15 protein-coding genes are annotated in these 19,645 nt (G+C 39.3%); 7 read left to right on the plus strand and 8 right to left on the minus strand.

Annotated features, from left to right (window positions below):
* Positions 1-162: 162 nt before the first annotated feature.
* The 6 genes from MM239_RS15530 to trxA form a co-directional block, all read right to left on the minus strand.
* A complete protein-coding gene (locus MM239_RS15530) occupies positions 163-1,311 on the minus strand; it encodes an MFS transporter (RefSeq protein ID WP_241349173.1) in 1,149 nt (382 codons plus the stop codon).
* A gap of 285 nt (positions 1,312-1,596) precedes the next feature.
* Positions 1,597-2,079 (minus strand): DUF6691 family protein, encoded by a 483-nt coding sequence (locus tag MM239_RS15535; protein WP_241295495.1) that lies wholly within the window; start codon positions 2,077-2,079, stop codon positions 1,597-1,599.
* 13 nt (positions 2,080-2,092) lie between these two features.
* Entirely contained in the window at positions 2,093-2,674 is a 582-nt protein-coding gene (locus MM239_RS15540) for a YeeE/YedE family protein (RefSeq protein ID WP_241295493.1), read from the minus strand.
* Between the two features lie 86 nt (positions 2,675-2,760).
* Positions 2,761-4,143, minus strand: coding sequence for an OprD family outer membrane porin (locus tag MM239_RS15545; RefSeq protein WP_241349174.1), 1,383 nt, complete (start codon positions 4,141-4,143; stop codon positions 2,761-2,763).
* A gap of 163 nt (positions 4,144-4,306) precedes the next feature.
* Positions 4,307-5,728 (minus strand): MBL fold metallo-hydrolase, encoded by a 1,422-nt coding sequence (locus MM239_RS15550; protein WP_241349175.1) that lies wholly within the window; start codon positions 5,726-5,728, stop codon positions 4,307-4,309.
* 79 nt (positions 5,729-5,807) lie between these two features.
* Positions 5,808-6,128 (minus strand): thioredoxin, encoded by a 321-nt coding sequence (trxA, locus tag MM239_RS15555; RefSeq protein ID WP_241349176.1) that lies wholly within the window; start codon positions 6,126-6,128, stop codon positions 5,808-5,810.
* Between the two features lie 147 nt (positions 6,129-6,275).
* On the opposite strand from trxA, the gene MM239_RS15560 reads away from it, so the two are divergent.
* From MM239_RS15560 to MM239_RS15575, 4 genes are all read left to right on the plus strand, one after another.
* On the plus strand, positions 6,276-9,260 hold the full coding sequence (locus tag MM239_RS15560) for a glycosyltransferase family 117 protein (protein ID WP_241349177.1): 2,985 nt from the start codon (positions 6,276-6,278) through the stop codon (positions 9,258-9,260).
* 141 nt (positions 9,261-9,401) lie between these two features.
* Entirely contained in the window at positions 9,402-9,827 is a 426-nt protein-coding gene (locus tag MM239_RS15565; RefSeq protein ID WP_241349178.1) for a hypothetical protein, read from the plus strand.
* Between the two features lie 6 nt (positions 9,828-9,833).
* Positions 9,834-11,096: an outer membrane protein assembly factor BamB family protein gene (locus MM239_RS21100; protein ID WP_241349179.1), complete on the plus strand. Its 1,263-nt coding sequence runs from the start codon at positions 9,834-9,836 to the stop codon at positions 11,094-11,096.
* Positions 11,097-11,122: 26 nt separating this feature from the next.
* Entirely contained in the window at positions 11,123-11,752 is a 630-nt protein-coding gene (locus MM239_RS15575) for an outer membrane beta-barrel protein (protein ID WP_241349180.1), read from the plus strand.
* Between the two features lie 180 nt (positions 11,753-11,932).
* Here the strand turns inward: MM239_RS15575 and MM239_RS15580 are convergent, their stop codons facing one another.
* Positions 11,933-12,712, minus strand: a complete 780-nt coding sequence (locus MM239_RS15580; RefSeq protein ID WP_241349181.1) for a class I SAM-dependent methyltransferase — start codon at positions 12,710-12,712, stop codon at positions 11,933-11,935.
* A gap of 48 nt (positions 12,713-12,760) precedes the next feature.
* Here MM239_RS15580 and MM239_RS15585 point away from each other — a divergent pair, with 48 nt between their 5' ends.
* The gene (locus tag MM239_RS15585; RefSeq protein WP_241349182.1) at positions 12,761-14,008 is read left to right on the plus strand and encodes a GWxTD domain-containing protein; all 1,248 of its coding nucleotides are present in this window, start codon (positions 12,761-12,763) and stop codon (positions 14,006-14,008) included.
* The gene (gene rlmB / locus MM239_RS15590; protein ID WP_241295477.1) at positions 13,981-14,754 is read left to right on the plus strand and encodes a 23S rRNA (guanosine(2251)-2'-O)-methyltransferase RlmB; all 774 of its coding nucleotides are present in this window, start codon (positions 13,981-13,983) and stop codon (positions 14,752-14,754) included. Before MM239_RS15585 ends, rlmB begins: the two co-directional genes overlap by 28 nt.
* 270 nt (positions 14,755-15,024) lie before the next feature.
* Here the strand turns inward: rlmB and MM239_RS15595 are convergent, their stop codons facing one another.
* The gene (locus MM239_RS15595; RefSeq protein WP_241349183.1) at positions 15,025-17,514 is read right to left on the minus strand and encodes a mechanosensitive ion channel domain-containing protein; all 2,490 of its coding nucleotides are present in this window, start codon (positions 17,512-17,514) and stop codon (positions 15,025-15,027) included.
* A gap of 302 nt (positions 17,515-17,816) precedes the next feature.
* Between MM239_RS15595 and MM239_RS15600 the strand changes: the two genes are divergently transcribed.
* Positions 17,817-19,313 carry a trypsin-like peptidase domain-containing protein gene (locus MM239_RS15600; protein WP_241349184.1) on the plus strand — a complete coding sequence of 499 codons (1,497 nt, stop codon included), beginning with the start codon at positions 17,817-17,819 and terminating at the stop codon, positions 19,311-19,313.
* Positions 19,314-19,645: the final 332 nt, after the last annotated feature.

Below are 19,645 nucleotides of genomic sequence, written 5' to 3' on the forward strand. Positions count from 1 at the left end.
TTTGGGGTAGAGCCATTCAATCCTCCACTTTTTTCTCAAAAATCAACAAACGCTTCACTTTATATTTCTTCAAAGAAGTGAATCAAAACAATTTCCAATTCACTCCATTGAATATACACTCTGCGACCTTTGGATAAAAACTTGGCTCACTTCGTTGTAAAATCAAACCGCATCATCAAACACATCCATTCGGATACTTGTCAATAAAGTAATCCCAAGTCCCGCAACGGCGATTAGCACAAATGAAGCTTTTAGACTCGAAACCTCTGCGATAAACCCAATCAAAGGAGGGCCTACCAAAAACCCGAAAAATGAAATGGTAGAGACCATCGCCAAAGCTACACCTGCTGAATACTGCTTTGACCGACCTGCAATACTATAAGAAACTGGAATAATCGCCGCTACACCTAATCCAACCAGCAAAAAACCAAGAACTGCTGGTACTGCGCTAGGAAAAACGACAGACAAGATCAATCCCGAAAAAATCAATACACCACTTCCTCTCAGAATCATTAATCTTCCAAATCGGTTGTTCAACCTGTCAGCAACAAACCTTCCTGAAGCCATTGCCCCCATAAAGGCCACATATCCCAAAGAGGCCAGGTTGGCATCGATAGTAACTACTTTTTTGAAATAAACACCGCTCCAATCAAACATACACCCTTCTGATAACATGCCCAAAAATGCAATACCTCCAATCCTCAAAAGTAAATTGTCAGGTTTCTTCAGTACTAAACCTCCACTTCCTTTTGCCCCTTGCTCCTTGACCAGAAACCGTGGGGAAACGATTATAATCAACAATACAATACCTGCTATAAAGAGATAGTGAATCCTAGGCAATACATCTAAGTAAATCATGATCCCACCCACTCCAGCTCCTGCAAATCCAGCGAGACTCCATAGCCCATGAAAAGACGCCAAAATACTCCTACCATACATATCCTCTATGGCCAATGCCTGGGTATTCAATGATATGTTCATCAAATTACCAATCATCCCAAAAGTCACTATCACAGGAACAAGCATCCAAAGGCTAAAGCTAAAACCAATCAAAGGTAAAAACATCATATACCCCAAGCCGCTAATCATAATCACTAGCTTACTTCCAAACTTATGAACTAGCCACCCGGCTAAGGGAAGGGCTATGAGTGAGCCTATGGGTAAACCCAAAAGTAAAGTCCCCAATTGAGATTCAGAAAGCTCAAACTTTGCCTGAATATCAGGAATTCTAGATGCCCAAGAAGCAAAGCAAATACCTGCCAAAAAAAATAAACTTCCGAGAGCCGCTCTCCTTTTTTGCAATAGTGTCATAGGAATCAATAGGTGAAATCAGACCGCAAGTTACACCTATTTCCACCTAGCCAAAAGCCAAAAATCACAATTTGAAAGCTGAAAAAATTTCAATCGATTGAACTCAAGAAATAGGCAATTATTTTTTTGACACCATAAACAATTCTTTGACTTCAGCAGTTTTGGACATATGGAATTTGTAATCGCTGGCAGTGTGGTTCTCGCTGCCATATTAATGATAAGATTTGTGATCAAAAAGGTATTTAACGAATAATGGCCATCTCTATTGAGACAGCCATTGATTTCTTAGTTTGGAAGCTTATCAGAAAACTTGCCATATACCCAGGTACCAGCTATGGCACTAAGTAATGTCACCAAGACTACTGTAAACCCACTTCCTATTTGAGCAAAGAGTGGGCCTGGACAAGCTCCAGTCACCGCCCATCCCAAGCCAAATATCAATCCGCCGATAACTTGGCCTTTTCTAAATTCCTTTTTTGGGATCTTGATTTCGTCACCCTTAAGAGATTTTATTTTGAATCGCTTGATCAACTGAATCGACAATGCCCCTACAGCTATGGCAGAACCTATCACGCCATACATGAAGAAGGATTGTAGCCTGAACATTTCCTGAATCCTAAACCAAGAGATGATTTCTGCTTTGACAAATACTGTCCCAAACAATATCCCTATAATTAAATATTTCAATAAGCCTTCTTTGCTTTCTTGCATGTTTGGCGCTTCACACGCTTCAGGCTGTAAATTTTTCACTTGTTCTTTCACTTTCATAATTTACCTTTTCTTAAAAACCAACCAATTTCATCAATGGACCTAAAAGCACATGGGTCATCAAAAATCCACCAATCATAAAAAATATCGTAGCCACTAGCGAAGGCCATTGCAAAGAAGATATTCCCATTATCGCATGCCCAGACGTACAGCCTCCTGCATACCGAGTCCCAAAACCAACCATAAATCCTCCGATCACGAAGAAAAGTAGACCTTTAGCTGTAAATAGATTTTCCCAATTGAAAATCTCTGCTGGCATTAGCTTAGAATAATCAGTGATACCTAAGGCTGCTAAATCCGCTTGAGTAGATTCAGCTACTACAATGGTGTCTGGATTGGAAAGAAAGGTTGTAGCTAAAAAGCCCCCTACCAATACCCCCAATACAAAGATTATATTCCACATCTCTTTCTTCCAATTATATGTGAAAAAGGGGATATTCGCGGGTACGCACATTGCGCACACGTGCCTCAAAGAAGATGATATCCCGAAAGACTTGTTCCCTACCAAAAGCAATACAGGTACAGTCAAACCTATCAGCGGACCGGCGACATACCATGGCCAAGGTTGAGAGATCCATGCAATTAATTGTTCCATTTTACTATAATTTATATTTGTTGTTTCATTCCAGATCTAGAGGTTCATTTATTGATTTCTGAATTTGTTTATACCTCTCTTTTAAATTAAAATCTATAATCAATAATAAAGTTCAAATTCCACATGCCCACCCTATTGATTCTCATTTCGTCTGTTAGATTGTCTCCATTTTTAGGAGCTTTATTCACAGCGAGAAGTTGTAGGTTTAAGCCCTCATAGTAGTCCTTGAACCTATATTCCAATTGCCCTACAAAATGATAGTATGAAGGGATACCATATTTATTGGTTGTGTATGCATTCATCCCCGAGTGATTGACCAGTCCTGCACCAAGCTCTACAATGAGACCATCTATCCCTGTTATCGTGTCGTATTTGAAGGTATAAGCCTGCATATCACCAGCTCCTTCAAAACGCTCTCTTGGCAGGCTTGCAAAGAATCGTTCCCTGCCCCATTCTCTTGGAAATAGAAACCTACCCTTATCATCTATTGCTAGGTAATTGAATGAGAAATTATGCTTGCCTTTGAACACGCCCACTTTTGCCCCAACACCTGAAGATCGCTCACTTGGGAGCATATAGGTCAATTGAGTATCAGGATTTCCTCCATCTCGAATAGGCAATTGATGAAAACCTTGAAGTCCCAAATGTAGTCTTGTGCTTTTGGTCAAACTGCTTATATATTCGACTTGCCCAAAGCTCATATTGAATACATTATCAGCTGTATAATTCCACAGTTGCCCTGTCAAGCCTTCATCATGGAATTGGACACCGATGATCCCAAGTCCTTTCGATTTTATGTTGTCACTGTAGTTTGATGGCTCCCCGAAAGGATTCCTTCCAAAACTGTAGACACCAAAGGAATCATCAATCTTATACCAATCCACGGTGCCTCTTATATTCACTTGGTTGACCCACATCATAGTGGTCTTGATTTTCAATCCAGAATATGTTGCTGATAAGCCCTGAAAGATATTTGGCCTCATTCTATTGTCTTGATCATTGACCAGAGGACTATTCACTTTCTGTCGACCCAGAACAAACTTTAGCCTTTCCCTTCTATACGCAATATACAACTCCTCTAGCCTATCTAGTCTATTGGTATTTTCGATATCATTCATATCATAGAGCAGAATTTCATACCTATTCCCTGCATTGGTAATAGGATCTGCTATTCGGACATTTTGCTCAAAAACCTGATACGTGAAAAAGCCATTGAACCTAAATTGAAATCCTCCCCACTCTGGACTGGTATATCCAATTCCAGTACCAGCTGCTAAAGTTGCATAGTCTATAAGAGGACCCTTATTGAGGGTAGACATGAAATACGATCTGAAATGAAAATCAAATTCTCCACGCTTGAGATCGCTTTTCAGAGAAGAACCCTTTACTACTGCCGTATCTAGACTTTGAGATGAAAACACAAAGCTGGGAATCAAGAGAAGTATCCATAGGGCTAAAATCCGAATCATTCCCAAAAGTCTAAAAAACAAAACCCGTAAAAAGTGACAAAAATCACTTAATAACCAAATGCTTGACCAAAACCTTTTAAAAATAAATTTTATAAAGAAAAAAGCGACTTGGTCAATTAATCCCCAAGTCGCTTTTTCAATTCATTTAACCTTTATTAAGTGCTTAAAGTAATGTGGAAGGGCACACATAATCACTCACTGGAAATTTCTCTGAAGCTTTGATTGCCCCAAAACCTCCTTTGATATCGATTAGGTTATCGTACCCCCTAGCTTTCAGGATAGTAACAAAAATCATAGACCTATACCCTCCAGCACAATGAACATATTGGGTCTTGTTTTTATCTACCTTGAGCATACTTTCGTTGATATAATCCAAAGGAGCATTTTCAGCACCTAGGACATGCTCACTTTGATACTCACTTTGCTTTCTGACATCTACGATTTGTCCATCTATCCCTTGGCTTAGCCTATCTGCCAATTCCTCTGGCGTAATTGAAGTCACTGAATCGACTTCTCTGCCTTCAGCTTGCCAAGCTTGGAAGCCACCTTCAAGATATCCTATAGCATAATCATACCCTACCCTAGCTAGTCGAGTAATCACTTCCTCTTCTCTTCCTGGCTCTGAAACTACAAGAATCTCCTGCTTCAAGTCAGGTATCAGCGCCCCTACCCAAACAGCGAAACTTCCATCTATTCCAATATTTATGGAATTTGGAACAAAGCCCTTTGCAAATTCCTGAGGTCCTCTGGTATCGAGGATCACTGCCCCAGTCTCATTGGCAGCAGCTTCGAATGCTTGAGGTGAAAGTGGATTTACACCACGCTGGAGTACTTCATCTATACTATCATATCCTTGGATATTCATCATTACATTCTGTGGAAAATAAGCGGGAGGAGGTGTGAGTCCAGTGGTCACCTCTTTGACAAACTCCTCCTTGGTCATCTCCTGAAGTGCATAGTTCGTTTTTTTCTGATTGCCCAATGAATCGGACGTCTCCTTACTCATGTTTTTGCCACAAGCCGAACCTGCACCGTGCGCAGGAAAGACGATCAAATCGTCAGGCAAAGGCATAATCTTATTTCTCAATGATTCATACAAATGCCCTGCAAGCTTGTCTTGTGTCAAGTCTGCAATCACTTTCTGAGCCAAATCTGGTCTTCCTACATCTCCAATGAACAACGTATCACCTGTGAAAATTGCCTCCTCTTTTCCTTCTTCATTGAAAAGCAAATAGCAAGAACTCTCCAAAGTATGCCCAGGAGTATGGATCAATTTGATTCTCAAATCTCCCACCTTAAATTCCTGATTATCTTCTGCTATAATGGCATTAAAACCAAGCTTCATACCTGTAGGTCCATATACAATCTGAGCTCCTGTCTTTGCTGCAAGGTCTTTGTGACCTGACACAAAATCCGCATGAAAATGTGTCTCAAAGACATATTTGATCTTGGCATTATTTTTCTCTGCCTTATCCAAGTATGGCTGGACTTCCCTCAATGGGTCAATGATAGCCGCCTCACCAGCTGATTCAATATAATATGCCCCTTGAGCCAGGCAACCTGTATATATTTGTTCTATTTTCATTGTAGCTTATTTACCTTTTATTCTTAGCCCTGACAAACTTAATCAATCTCGTAAAAATACTTTGTGACATTTGTCATAATCAGACCTTTGAATTGATGTTATTTTTGATAGATTGAATCAATTGATGTTGAGGCACTACACCAGATTGTCTCCAGCGGATTTCTCCTTGTTGAAACAAAATTAATGTAGGCACACCTCTTACTTGGTACTTGCTAGCTACCAATGGATTCTTGTCCACATCTACCTTGATGATCTTCACTTGATCTCCAATCTGACTTGCAACCTCTTGGAGAATAGGGCTTAGCTGCTGACATGGTCCGCACCATGTCGCATAGAAATCAACCAAAACTGGAATCTCTCCAGAGATTAATTCGTTGAAACTCTTTGCTTGTCCACTCATGTTTACCATTGTTTATTAATATGTCAAAATTAACTTCAAAGCGCATACAGATCAGTAATTTTTATCACAAAGGCTTAAAACCTGTTAAAATCCCAAAATTTACTGAATTATTCATTATTTTCGCCCGATACATCTATTTCAATAACCATGCTTGATTACAAAAAGGTCAATAACCTGACAGGTTGGCTTGTTGCAGCAGTAGCAACTTTGGTATACATACTCACTGTGGAACAAACAGCCAGCTTTTGGGATCCAGGAGAATTTATTGCTGTTTCTTACAAATTACAAGTACCCCATCCTCCAGGAGCCCCATTTTTCCTACTCGTATACAGGATGTTTGGGTTCTTGGCTTTGGGTGATGGTCTTCAAGTAGCTTATTGGATGAATGTGGGTAGTGCCATATTTTCTGGACTCACTATCTTATTTCTATTCTGGTCGATCACGTTACTTGGCAGAAAACTTTACCGTATCAAAGCTGGTCAAGAAAGTGTCGGACAGACTATTTCTTTGATGGGAGCGGGAATAGTAGGTGCTTTGGTATATACCTTTTCCGATAGCTTTTGGTTCTCTGCTGTGGAAGCAGAAGTGTATGCCATGTCTTCATTTTTCACCGCGATCGTAATTTGGGCATTTTTGAAATGGGATGTGATTGAAGATCCTGTCTTGGAAAACAAGTGGATGATCTTTATCGCCTATCTAGTAGGCCTATCCATTGGAGTCCATTTGCTTAACTTGGTTACTTTACCAGCTTTGGCGCTAATCTATTACTTCAAGAAATACCCAAATCCCAACATCAAGGGTGGCGCTATTGCATTACTTTGCGGAGGTGTTGCTTTGATAGTTATCAATAACTTGATCATCCCAGGTCTCCCAAGCATGGCGGGGTCTATTGAAATCTTCTTTGTCAATAGCCTAGGTCTACCTTTCGGATCTGGTATAGTTTTCTTTACAGCGGTTTTCTTAGGATCCTTGATATATGCTATTCTTTATAGCATCAAAAAAGAAAAGGTAATCCTGAACACGATCTTACTTTCATTGACATTTGTACTGATAGGATACAGCTCTTATGCACTGATCGTGATCCGAGCCAACCAAGATCCTATCATCAATGAAAATAATCCTAAAGATATCATCAGCTATGTATCTTATCTAAAAAGGGAGCAATATGGGTACAGACCACTACTTCATGGGCAATACTTTGATGCCAAAGTAGTCTCCCAAGAGGATGGATCTGCTGTCTATGCAAAAGGCAAGGACAAATATGAAATCGTTGACTACAATACCGTAACAAAATACGACCCTAGCAGGACTACAATTCTTCCAAGGGTCTACTCCACCCAGGAAAGGCACAAGCAGATTTACAGATCCAAATTAGGACTAAGTCAAGGGCAGGAGCCAAGCTTTGGAGACAACTTATACTTCATGTTCACCCATCAGCTTGGTCACATGTACTGGAGGTACTTTATGTGGAATTTCTCTGGAAGAGAAAGCGACTATTCAGATGCCCCTTGGCTAGGGATCACTGATGCTTTTAGTGACAAGTTCCCAGATTATATCAAAGAAAACAAAGCGCACAACAATTACCTGATGCTTCCCTTGATACTTGGATTGATTGGTATTTTCTTTCAGGCAAAAAAAGATCCCAATTCATTCTATGTGACATTAGGACTCTTCTTAATGATGGGGGTGGTACTTGTGCTTTACCTGAACTCTCCTCCTGTAGAGCCTAGAGAGCGGGATTACATTTATGTTGGTTCATTCTATGCATTTGCCATTTGGGCAGGTTTTGGAGTATTGGCACTTTCCCATTGGATTGGAAAAATCAATAAGAACCTAGCCATAGCTGGTGTGGTAGCCACTTTGATAACCTTCCCTGTACCTGTGATCATGGCTATCCAAAACTGGGACGATCATAACAGGCAAGGTAGATACTTCTCTGTGGATTCTGCAAGAAACTTCCTAGCGTCATGTGAACCAAATGCCATCTTGTTTACTGGTGGAGACAATGACACTTTCCCACTTTGGTATGTACAGGCTGTAGAAAACTTCCGTACGGACGTCAGAGTAGTTGTTTTGAGCTACTTCGATACGGATTGGTATGTAGATCAGATGACTCGTAAAGCTTATGAGTCAGAACCACTCCCTTTTACATTGGACTATGAAAACTACAAGAAGGGAACCAATGATTACCTATACCTCATGGAGCGTGAGGGTCTTGATGCGATTTCAGCCAAAGAGTATCTGAAGCTTATCAAAAACAATTCGGATCTGCTCAAGCTAAGCGCTGGATCAAGCAAAATGACCATCAACATGGTGCCAGCCAGAAACATCATCTTGGATGTCGATATAGAAAAAGTTTATAACAATGGCTTGATCCCTGAAGGTATGGAGGCATTGATGGTAGACCAAATGAACCTAAGGATAAAAGGAGAGTATGTATCTAGAGGCAACTTGATGCTGATAGACCTAATCACCAGCAACAACTGGGAAAGACCTATCTACTTCAACAACACTTCACTGGCGACGATAGGAATCGACATCGAGGATTATGTAGTCATGGAAGGTATGACTTACAGATTGCTTCCAGTAAGAAAACCTCAAAACTTCAGGGCCGAATTGGTGAATACTGAAAAATCTTACAAACACATCATGGAAGACTTTGCTTTCAGAGGAATGGATAATCCTGACAATTATTTCGATGATGAGTTTAGAAGATTCACTTCAAATCATAGAAGCGCAATCAATAGCATCGCCATAGCACTTCTAGATGAAGATGAAATGGATAAAGCTGCCGATATCTTAAAACACAGCATAGAAAAAATGCCACATGAAGCTATACCGTACGATTTGGCAAGTGGGCAATCCGTCCCTCTCCTTTTCGAAGTAGGAGAAGATGATATGGCGCTAGATATTGTCGACAAAATGTCTGTCAAATCCATACAATTACTTGACTTCTATGCTCAAAACAATAGAGAATATGATCGGGAGGCTATGATTTCTCTAGAAATGCTGAGGTATTTTGTACCATTGCTAGAAGAAAGAGGGTATGAAGAGCTAGCCGCAGAACTTAAGAAGAACCTGGAAAGATACATCGGTAATACTGGTGTCGGAAGAAGTCTGGACAGGAGGTAGAATATTTTACCATTTCGAACTAACACAAACTAAAAGCACCTTACAGCTAGGGTGCTTTTAGTTTTTTTAGGTCACCTAATTATTTTCTCAATTAAAGAGTTATATTCAAGGAGTTTCTAAACATTTTAAACTCTTTTAATTATGAAAATATTTTTTGACAATAGTGAAACTATCTGGAATGGCTTGACCCGAACAAGTAGACTTGAAGAACAGACATATTATCAACAAATATGGATTCCATGTGTAAGAAGTCATGGAAGACTTCTTGAACTTAAACATAGCTATAGTCCAAACGACAGGGACGGTGCGTGTGGCGAATGGGGATTTATACAGAGAACTAGAAATGTAATGGTGAATTACCCCTCCGATGGTTTTATCCCTTCATACAGTCAAGATCTTTCTTTTATCCCAAGCTCAAATCGGTACTATATCAATGGCGCAAATCATATAGAATTGCTAAACATGTCCAACAGCAGACTCAATGGATCTCCTAATGATGCCACCAAAGCTGAGTTTGAAAGAGCTTTTGGACTAAGAGATGATTTATTCTTTATACCAAGAAGATAAAAAAAAGTGAAAATTTATTTTATCTTCATCCTAATAATCCTCTTTGGAGCTTCATGCTCCAAAGAGGATACTCCCACGCTTAAGCGTAATGATAAAGGGGAGCTGATATCCATTCCTTACTTATGGAAAAAACGTCTGCACAAATCCAATCCTCAAGTCAATGGAAGAATGGATACTCCGATTTATTTGGAGAAAAACATAGTGATTCCTATGACAGATGGCCCTTTGGGAAGATTGCTATCTATGATAAATACTGAAAGTGGTAATACAATTTGGGAATGGGATGAAAGGTTTGTTCCTGAAACAGAAGAGATAGTTATATACATGTTTCATTTGTATCAAAACATCCTTTTTTACAATATAGGAAGCCGGCTATATGCAGTTAATATTAAAACTGGAGAAACCCATTGGAGAAAGCGAGAAGATAGATCTTTTTGGTCTCATACTTATGGTAAAGGTGCTGAATTTTACATTTTTGGTCGATCCGATGCCTTTCCTGACTCTATTGATCAGTCCATAGTATTTAAAGGCGATATGTATACTGGGAAGATTGAAGAATATTTAACTCCAAATTTTACTGGCAATCATCTTTATGGAGGAAATCGTATAGGCTCGGTACCCGCCGCAGTCCCTATTGATTTTGATGGGAAAGAACACTTGATTGTGGTTTGGCAGGAGGGTATCTCAGGATATAACTTACAGTCATATCTTGGACTATGGGACAAAACAAACGGCGAATGGATTTACGAGAAGTCGGTCATAGTCGAGCCTAGTCTAAATGGAACACTACTAAACCCTCCTGTAATATACAATGACCGGGTCTATTTGGCTGTAGGCTTTGAACTTGCCTGCCATGACATCCGATCTGGAAAACAGCTCTGGAAGCGAAGGTTTGATGGGGAAACATTCTTTTCCAATTTCCTGATCGAAGAAGGAAAGCTGGTGGTCAATAATGAAGATCAATTTGTCTATTGTCTTGACCCAATATCAGGAACTCAGCTTTGGAAAACAAGAGGGTCTGGCACCAGTAGCTACATGAGTTACCTCAATGGAGTAGTTTACTTTGTAGGAGGTGCTACAGGTAATCTTCATGCCGTAGACATTGGAAGTGGAAAAACAGTGTGGAAAATTGACATCAACAATTTAGGAGAAAGTGGGGATAGGTTCAGGACTTCCGCAGTCTATGTTACCCCAGGAGAAAACAACAAAAAGGGAAAAGTTATTGCTTTAGGAGGACTTAATGCATATTGCTTTGAAGCTTATAGATAATTTAAATGTTTAATCTTATAAATTTTATGAAAAAAGGACTTTTGGTATTCGTTTTATTATGCTGTGGATTTACAGTCAAAGCCCAAACAGAAAAGGGAAGGTTTTTATTGGGGGCAGGAACTACCGTTGGACTTGGTGAAGTCAGCGGTCCAATGACGATAGGGTTTAGCTCTTCCAAATTTGAACTTGCTGACGGAAGCACTGGCGAAATAAAGAGTTCAAACATTTATCTATCTCCAAAAGTCGGGTATTTTGTTCTAGACAATCTAGCTCTTGGATTAGATTTGGCACTCTCTTTTGGTAATGGTAAGACTACCCAAGCTGCCATTGAAACAGAAAGCAAATCTAACTTATTTGCCGCAGGTCCCTTCGCCAGATACTATTTTCCTGGTGAAAAAATCAGACCTTATGCAGAAGCAAATTCTCTTCTTGGAGTAAGAAATCAAGAAAACAAAATTGGCTCTGTGAATACCGAAAACAAATACTCCCTATCAAACATCGGAGGAGGGCTGGGTATAGCCATACTGTTAGGGGCAAAAAGTTCTATTGATCTAATGGCCAGCTACAATTCTATGAAACTAAGTGAAAATGAAAGTTCATTTTCAAACAAGCTAAATACCATTGGGTTTAAATTCGGATTTACAGTTTTCATTTGATAAGCGAATGGTTACCCTGCGTTTTTGAAAAGCACAAAAGCAGGAATAAAGTCAACCAAGGCGTTTGGAAAAAGTACTTGCTTAAGCATTTCATAGACAAAAAAGCACCCATAGTTTCGGGTGTTTTTTTATGTAATGCTAACAAGTGCAACCCACTTCCAGATTGATCTGTAATTCATTTCAGCTTTTTTTCCCCAACACATAAAACAAATCCAAGCCCTGATCAGGATTATCAACCAATAGATAATCATCATGCTTGATGTCCGTGACTGCGCTACCTTGCTTTTTGTGAAGTTTATTTCTATTCATGCGATTAAGAATCTCATATGGCAACCTTAAGACCGCAGCAGGAAGCCTGTGTTGCAGGTCAAAGATATCAAAGCGCATGATTTTATTTACCGATTTTCGGTTTTCTTCATGATAGCTCCATACTTTATCATTTCCACCAATCCCCATTGCTTCTACCTTGTCAAAAATCTTGTTACAAAGCCCTTCTAGCTCCTTAGCGGTATATTCTCTGATATGCCAAGGGTTTCTAGAAAGTGTGTGCCTAATGTTTGGGGTGGAAATAATTGCTTTTCCTCCAGGCTTCAATACCCGATAGATCTCTTCCAAAAAAAGTCGATCATCTTGAATGTGTTCGATCACCTGAAAACTGACTACAGTATCAAAACTATTGGACACTAAACCTTCAAATGGTGGTATAACAGCTTGCTGAAAATCAACTTCCGGGAACCTCCTTTTCAAATCAACAATGACGGACTCAATCTTATCAATACCAAGATAACTATCTACTTGATCAAGTAATTCCTCAACCCCCCTTCCTTCACCGCAGCCAACTTCAAGCAGATTTCCAGAGACCAGAGGCTTGGCCGCAATATAGGCTTTGAGTAATCGTTGATGAATTGGGTTGTCACTGACCAACTTATCTGATGCAATTTCCGTTGTATAGGTAGCCATTTAAAATTTTATTAATTTGAGCAAAATTAAGGTTAATTTTTGAACCAAATGATAAGAAACAAGATCTCTTCGAAATTCACTGCAATAATCCTGGCTTTATTACTAGGATTAACTTCTACCACGGCATCTTTCGGCCAACAAAGTCTGGAAAACACCAACCAATCCCTAAGGTACTCACGGTACTCAAGGCTTTCACCCAAAATCATCCCTATCCAATCAAGTGAAAGAAATTTCATCTTGCAAATCCCCATAGAGAAACTTGAGGATGATGCCAGATTTGAAGATTATGAATTTTATTACACCATTTTGAATTCCTATCAACAGACTTTCACACAGGAAAATCTCACTAGGTTTCAAGAGAGTGATTTGAAAAAAGATACACCAAGCCATTTTTATTTTGAAGAGCGAATCGTAATCCCAGAAGAACAATCAGAGGCTATTGCTTTGGTCAAAATTGTCGATTCACGTCAGGGGGATGAATACTACTACCACATGGATTTGGTTGGTCCGTTTATTCTAGGACACCCGAATTTTGGTGCTTATTTCGGTAATAGTATTCCATTTGATCAGACTTTCTTGACCAAAGAGCAAGCACTTCTGTTTCAAGGATCAGCTATGAATTTACACAGGTTTCATTACCCCGCAGCATTTGGCGCTCCATTCCCTCCCATGGAAACAAAACCTGCCCCAGTGCCTAGAGAAGTAAAAGTGGAGTACCAAGGAGATTATTTAATCAATACGCCCAAGAGTTTTGATGATGATGGCTATTATTTTATACAATCCGACACCAACTCTACGGCTGGATTGATGATCAAAACAGCTCCTGAAGCATTTCCAAGAGTAAACACCTGGGAAGACATGATTGACATGGTAGTGTACATCTCAACCAGAAAAGAACATGAGCAGTTATTGGAAGCTACCGATAAAAAGAAGGCTCTAGATCAGTATTGGATTGGAATCACCAAAGATGAAGAAGCAGCCAAAACATTGATCAGAGAATATTTCAGACAAATCGAATTTGCTAACATTCTTTTTACAGACTTCAAAGAAGGCTGGAAAACAGATCGAGGCATGGTCTACACGGTGATGGGGCCACCGAATGGTGTGGTGTTCCGCCAGAATGCAGAGATATGGACTTATGGAGATCTTAACTCAAATTCAAAAATAAACTTTACCTTTGCACGCGTCAAAAATATTTTGACTCCAAATTATTACACACTCAATCGCTCCCGAGCACTACAGCCGGAGTGGTTTCAAAGCATTACACTATGGAGAAGCGGAAGGATGGATTTCTAATCAACAAAGGAGAGCAAGATAAAGATTTCTTATTCGGTACCAGAGCAGTCATGGAAGCTATCCATGCTGAAAAAGATATTGATAAAATCCTGATCAATAAAGAGCTGAACAATGACTTGATCAAGGAATTGCTCAAGTTAGCCAAAGAAGAAAGAATACCTGTCGTAAGAGTGCCTGATGCCAAGCTGAACAGAATCACTCGAAAAAATCACCAAGGTGTAATTGCACATATTTCATCCATTCAGTATGCATCATTGGACAATGTGATAGATGAATGCTTCTCTAAAGGTATTGCACCAATGGTGCTTGTGCTTGACAGAATCACCGACGTCAGGAACTTCGGAGCTATCGCAAGGACAGCTGATTGTGCTGGTGTACATGCTATCGTGATCCCAGAAAAAGGGAGTGCACAGATCAATTCAGATGCTGTAAAGACATCTGCAGGTGCACTAAACTTCATCCCCGTGTGTAGGGTGAAAAACCTCTACTACACTGTAAAAGATCTGAAGAAAATGGGACTTAATGTAGTCAGTGTGACAGAGAAAACTGAAAGAGCCATGTACGACGCAGATTTCAAAGCTCCCACAGCCTTGATCATGGGATCAGAAGAAGATGGGATTTCTCAAGAACTCATGGGTATCAGCGATGAGTTTGTCAAAATCCCATTGTCAGGCAATATCGAAAGCTTAAACGTATCAGTGGCAGCAGGCGTAGTGATATACGAAGCTATCAGGCAGCGAAATTAATCAGGGCACGCTAAAAAAACGTCAACTGGATAATAAAGTCTTAAAGTCTTGATAATTCCCCATTAAATAAGTAATATCTTTTTAAACAGGTACAAGCTTATTCAATGATCAAGCTTGATTTGAGAGCTTCTAAAAATTTCAAAACTCGAAATTTTTAGGCTAGTCTCAGGCATACCATGTTCTTCATTGAGCTCATTCGAAGTATAAGCATACATCTTCATTCGCCCGCTTTGAACCTGGCATACCTGAGACTTTTTCAGCAAGCTCTAATCAAGTTTCATTTCCTTTAATATCCGAATCATCTTTAGGCTCCGATTCCTCTCTCACTTCCGGAATTGACTTGATGGACTCTCCTTTCAGCCAAGGGAAGTTTTTGATATTCAAATCTCGTTGTGGGAAAGGTATCTCGACACCGTTGGAATTAAAGTCACTGAATATACCTCTCATGACTTCATCTCTCAAGATAACCCATATATCAAAGTTTTCTACCCAAAACAGCACCCTGAATTCTATAGCGCTATCTGCAAAGTTTTGCAAATAGACTCTAGGTTCAGGAGCTTTCATAATATCATCCCTTTCCAGTCTCTTTTTGATCAAGCTTGTCACCAAATCTACATCTGACCTATAGCTGACCCCAATAAGAAGCTCTACCCTTCTACGCTTATCAGAAAGTGTCCAATTGATCAGGTGTTGAGATAGCAAATCACCATTGGGGATGATGATTTCTGAACCGTCATAGGATTGTATTTTACTTGACCTGATCCCAACATCTTTTACCGTACCAGACCTTCCCCCCACTTCTATGGCATCTCCTATTTGAATAGGTTTTTCAAATGCGAGAATTACACCCGACACCAAGTTGTTCACTATGGTCTGCAAACCAAAGCTTATCCCCAGTGTCAAGGCTCCCAACACAATAGCGATTTTGTCAAAGCCTATACCAGAAGCTCCGATGGCTAGTATAAATCCAGCAGCCAAAACTCCCAGCCTTATCAATAATATAGAAGACCCTAGCCGCTTCTCTCGAAGGCTACCTTGTTGCTGATCCTTGATAGTCGCAAAGTAGGCTATGTTATTGGCCAAAATACTTGCCACATATACGATCACAAAGAAAACCAATATGTTGCCATAGGTAAACTTGGTATTGAAAAGATTCCTTTCTGTAGCTAAAAAACTAAAACTCTCATCCATAAATAAGTCCAGCAAGGACAAATTATCCAAAAAGTAGTAAATCCAAATTAAGCTTACAAAGCCATAAAGGGTTCGCTTCACTCTCGTCTGAATCCCGTGAAAATCTATGTATGAGGTAAAATCATTCTCATTGGTTTTCCGAACTTCTATTTGCAAATAGATGATTTCCATCACAATTTGTACAAACAAGTATAAGCCAATTGCTTGTGAAAAACTAAGCGCCGCTGCCACCCCCAAAAGCTTGGACAAATTAAACCTCCCAAAAACATTTGCCAAAATTGAAAATGATTGAAGACCTATAAAAAGCTTTACCAAGATGGTGATGAGATATGGAAGCATCTCTGGGTTATTCCTTTTGAACTTCAATATTCTAAGTGCTAAAAATATCCCCACCACACTGAGTACAAGAAGATACCACCTTTCAGCGTAATTTACATCCCTGTATAGGTTACTTACGGTATATATAAAGAATATGAAAACAAATCCCAGCCAGGTTTGAAAAAGACCTTTGGGGAATCCAGACCATAACAAAAACGTGACCACCACTACATCTATCCATAACAGTAGCGTTGTAAAAGAAATTGTAGGATTTGTAAAAAGGAATGGTACGAATGGAAGCAACATCACAATGACACTGAGCACAGGAAATTTAGGTATATAATGAGCTCTATCGATAATGATTTTGGCGAACTCTTTTTCTTTCCTAATTTTTACAACCATGTTTCTTACCCATGTAGCTGCTAATCCAAATATTATTAGCAATAAAATCATGACCCCTAAATGACTCTTTAAATAACGAGTCAATATAACCTCATTGAGACGTAAAGAATCCATAAATACTTCTGATAAATTCGAAGTAGACTCATAACTTTTCTTTTGCCACAAAAAGTTAATGTCCTTTGACAAAAGTGCTCGCTCTGCTCTTCTTCTTTCATTATCTAATGCAGAAGAAAGTTCCGTAACTCTGATCATCATATTAGATACTCGAGTTTGAAATTCTGCAGTCAATACCCTTTGTGCATTCAAGGCACTATCTGCCTTACCAATTCTGGTTCTCAACAAAGTCAAGGCGGTTTGATATTCTGGAAGTATATCAGGGTCTTTAAGATCAAGTCTCATTAAGCCGTCTTGCTTCATAGAATCTAGCTCTTCCCTTACACCTATTAGTTCCTCTGTACGTGCGGTTATTCGACGTTCTGCTACAGCTACCTGAGCCCTAATGTTATTGAGCAAGTTATCCAGTTCACTTAAATACCGAATATTAATCGCCTGTTCCCTATCTTCCAAACGCCTCTGAACCACCTCAGTCAGCCTCTCTGCAATTGGCAGATCCTCCAAAATTGTTGCAGTATCTATCTCGTTGCCTAACTTGACGCTCAACTTACCCAGTAGGATGGTATAGTCTTGAGCTCTTTTAATACTCCCCTCAAGTGTCGGCCTCTCTAACTTTTCTCCTTCGACACTTTTACTATTCAATAGCGTATCAATGGCTTCTAAGTTGGTTTGAAAACCATAACTTTCTTGAGAAAAAAAGGCGAACGCACAAATCAATAAGAAATACCTCATCATGTGAAATAGATAAATTAAAGAATAAAGATAATTCATAAAATCGAACTATGCCTATCAAAACTCAACTTCAATTTATTAAACTACCAATCTGAACCATAGACAGTAAAATCTGTTATATTAGTTATAAGTTAAGTCACTCATATAACTTTATTCGATCATTCTAAAAAAAGTTTAAATGGAGTTTGAATCATGTTAAACCATGTTAAAAGCAGCTAGTTTTGACATAAAAATGCTTGATTTGAAATAACACAACACATTAAATTTCGTGTATCTTACATAAAAGAACAAAACCAAAATAAAACATGAATAAAAAGCAATTTTTCTTGAGCATTGTATTAGCTTCTCTTATAGGAGGGATAGTTGCTTTGGCTGGTGCCAGCTACTTATCAAAGCAAAATACAGCCAGCAATTTCGCTGACAAACAAGACACAAGTTTTGTCAACTGGCTCTCAGATGACAAGTTTACTGTACCAGATGGGATCAACTTTGTGGCATCTGCACAACAAGTTACACCTGCCGTTGTCCATGTAAAAAGTACTCTCTCTGTATCACAGCGTCAAAGAGGCGGTGACCCATTTGAAGAATTCTTTGGTTTTAGGTCTCCAAATAGGGAACAAATGCCACAAGAAGCAAGAAGTTCAGGCTCTGGAGTGATTATCTCTGAAGATGGGTATATAGTAACCAATAATCACGTAATAGAAAATGCTACAAAAGTAGATATCTCTTTAGAAAACAATACACGCTATACCGCGAGAGTTATCGGTACAGATCCCACTACAGATTTAGCTTTGCTAAAGATAGAGGAAAAAGGACTGCCTTACGTAAAATTTGGAGACTCTGACTTGACAAAAATAGGTGAATGGGTCCTAGCAGTAGGCAATCCATTTGATCTTACTTCTACAGTTACCGCTGGTATCATTAGTGCAAAGGCAAGAAACATTGGTATTTTAAGAACTGCAGAAAATAATTTATCCATCGAATCCTTTCTACAAACCGACGCAGTTGTCAACCCTGGAAACTCAGGAGGAGCACTTGTGAACTTAGCAGGAGAGCTCATCGGTATCAATACAGCTATCGCTTCTCGGACAGGCACATTCAACGGTTATGCCTTTGCTGTTCCAAGCTCAATCGTTAAGAAAGTAATGGATGATTTGCTTGAATTCGGAACAGTTCAACGAGGGCTTCTTGGTGTTACAATTAGAGACGTCACACCTGACTTGGAAGAGGAACTAGACAAAAAGCTAGGTGTATCACAGGGTGTGTACGTATTCGGCGTCAATGATGGAAGTGGTGGAAAAGAAGCTGGCTTACAAGAAGGGGACATTATCATCGGAATAGATGGTTCAAGAACAAACACAGTGGCTAAGCTACAAGAAATGGTTGCTAGAAAGAGACCAGGTGATAAAGTCGATATCAAATACCTCAGGAACGGCAAAGAAATCACAGCCTCAGCTACCTTAAAGAATATATCCGGTGATACCAAAGTTGTAAGAAAAGAGGTTCCTGTAGTCGCTTCATTCAGCGGAATCAAATTTGAAGACATCAAGCCGAATATCAAAGATAGGCTCAAGATAAGAGGTGGTGCATCGATTATAAGTATCGAAAATGATACTTGGAAAAAATCTGGAGCCAAGGTTGGATTCATTATAACTTCCGTGATAGGAGCAGAAGGAAGGTACAGGATTTCAGGAGCAAATGACCTTATTGCACTTTTGGAAGATAGTAAAGGTGAGGAAGTAGTGATACTAGGAGTATACCCTAACGGCCAAGAGTATTATTTTGAAGTTCAAGTAGAATAAAAATAAATTAGTGTTTGAGTTGTTTGAACTATGAAAAAGCCGGTCAATAGACCGGCCTTTTCTTTTCCCTAAAATGTAACTATTGAATACATTTATTCTATTTTTCAATACAAACATAACGAATTGTACAACAGAAAATTGACCTTGCAAATATTTTTAAAGTTTACAACATCAATTAGGCTCATCATGTTGCGATTCAATAATAGTATCCGTCCGATAAACCCCATCTTTTCTAATTACTGTTTGGGTTGTAATCTTGCATCATGAAAAAGATTAGCAACGACGAATATTACAAGCTGTTCACCAAGTGGCAGGGATCAGGACTAAGCAAA

The organism is Belliella filtrata (assembly GCF_022549775.1).
Classification (GTDB): domain Bacteria; phylum Bacteroidota; class Bacteroidia; order Cytophagales; family Cyclobacteriaceae; genus Belliella; species Belliella filtrata.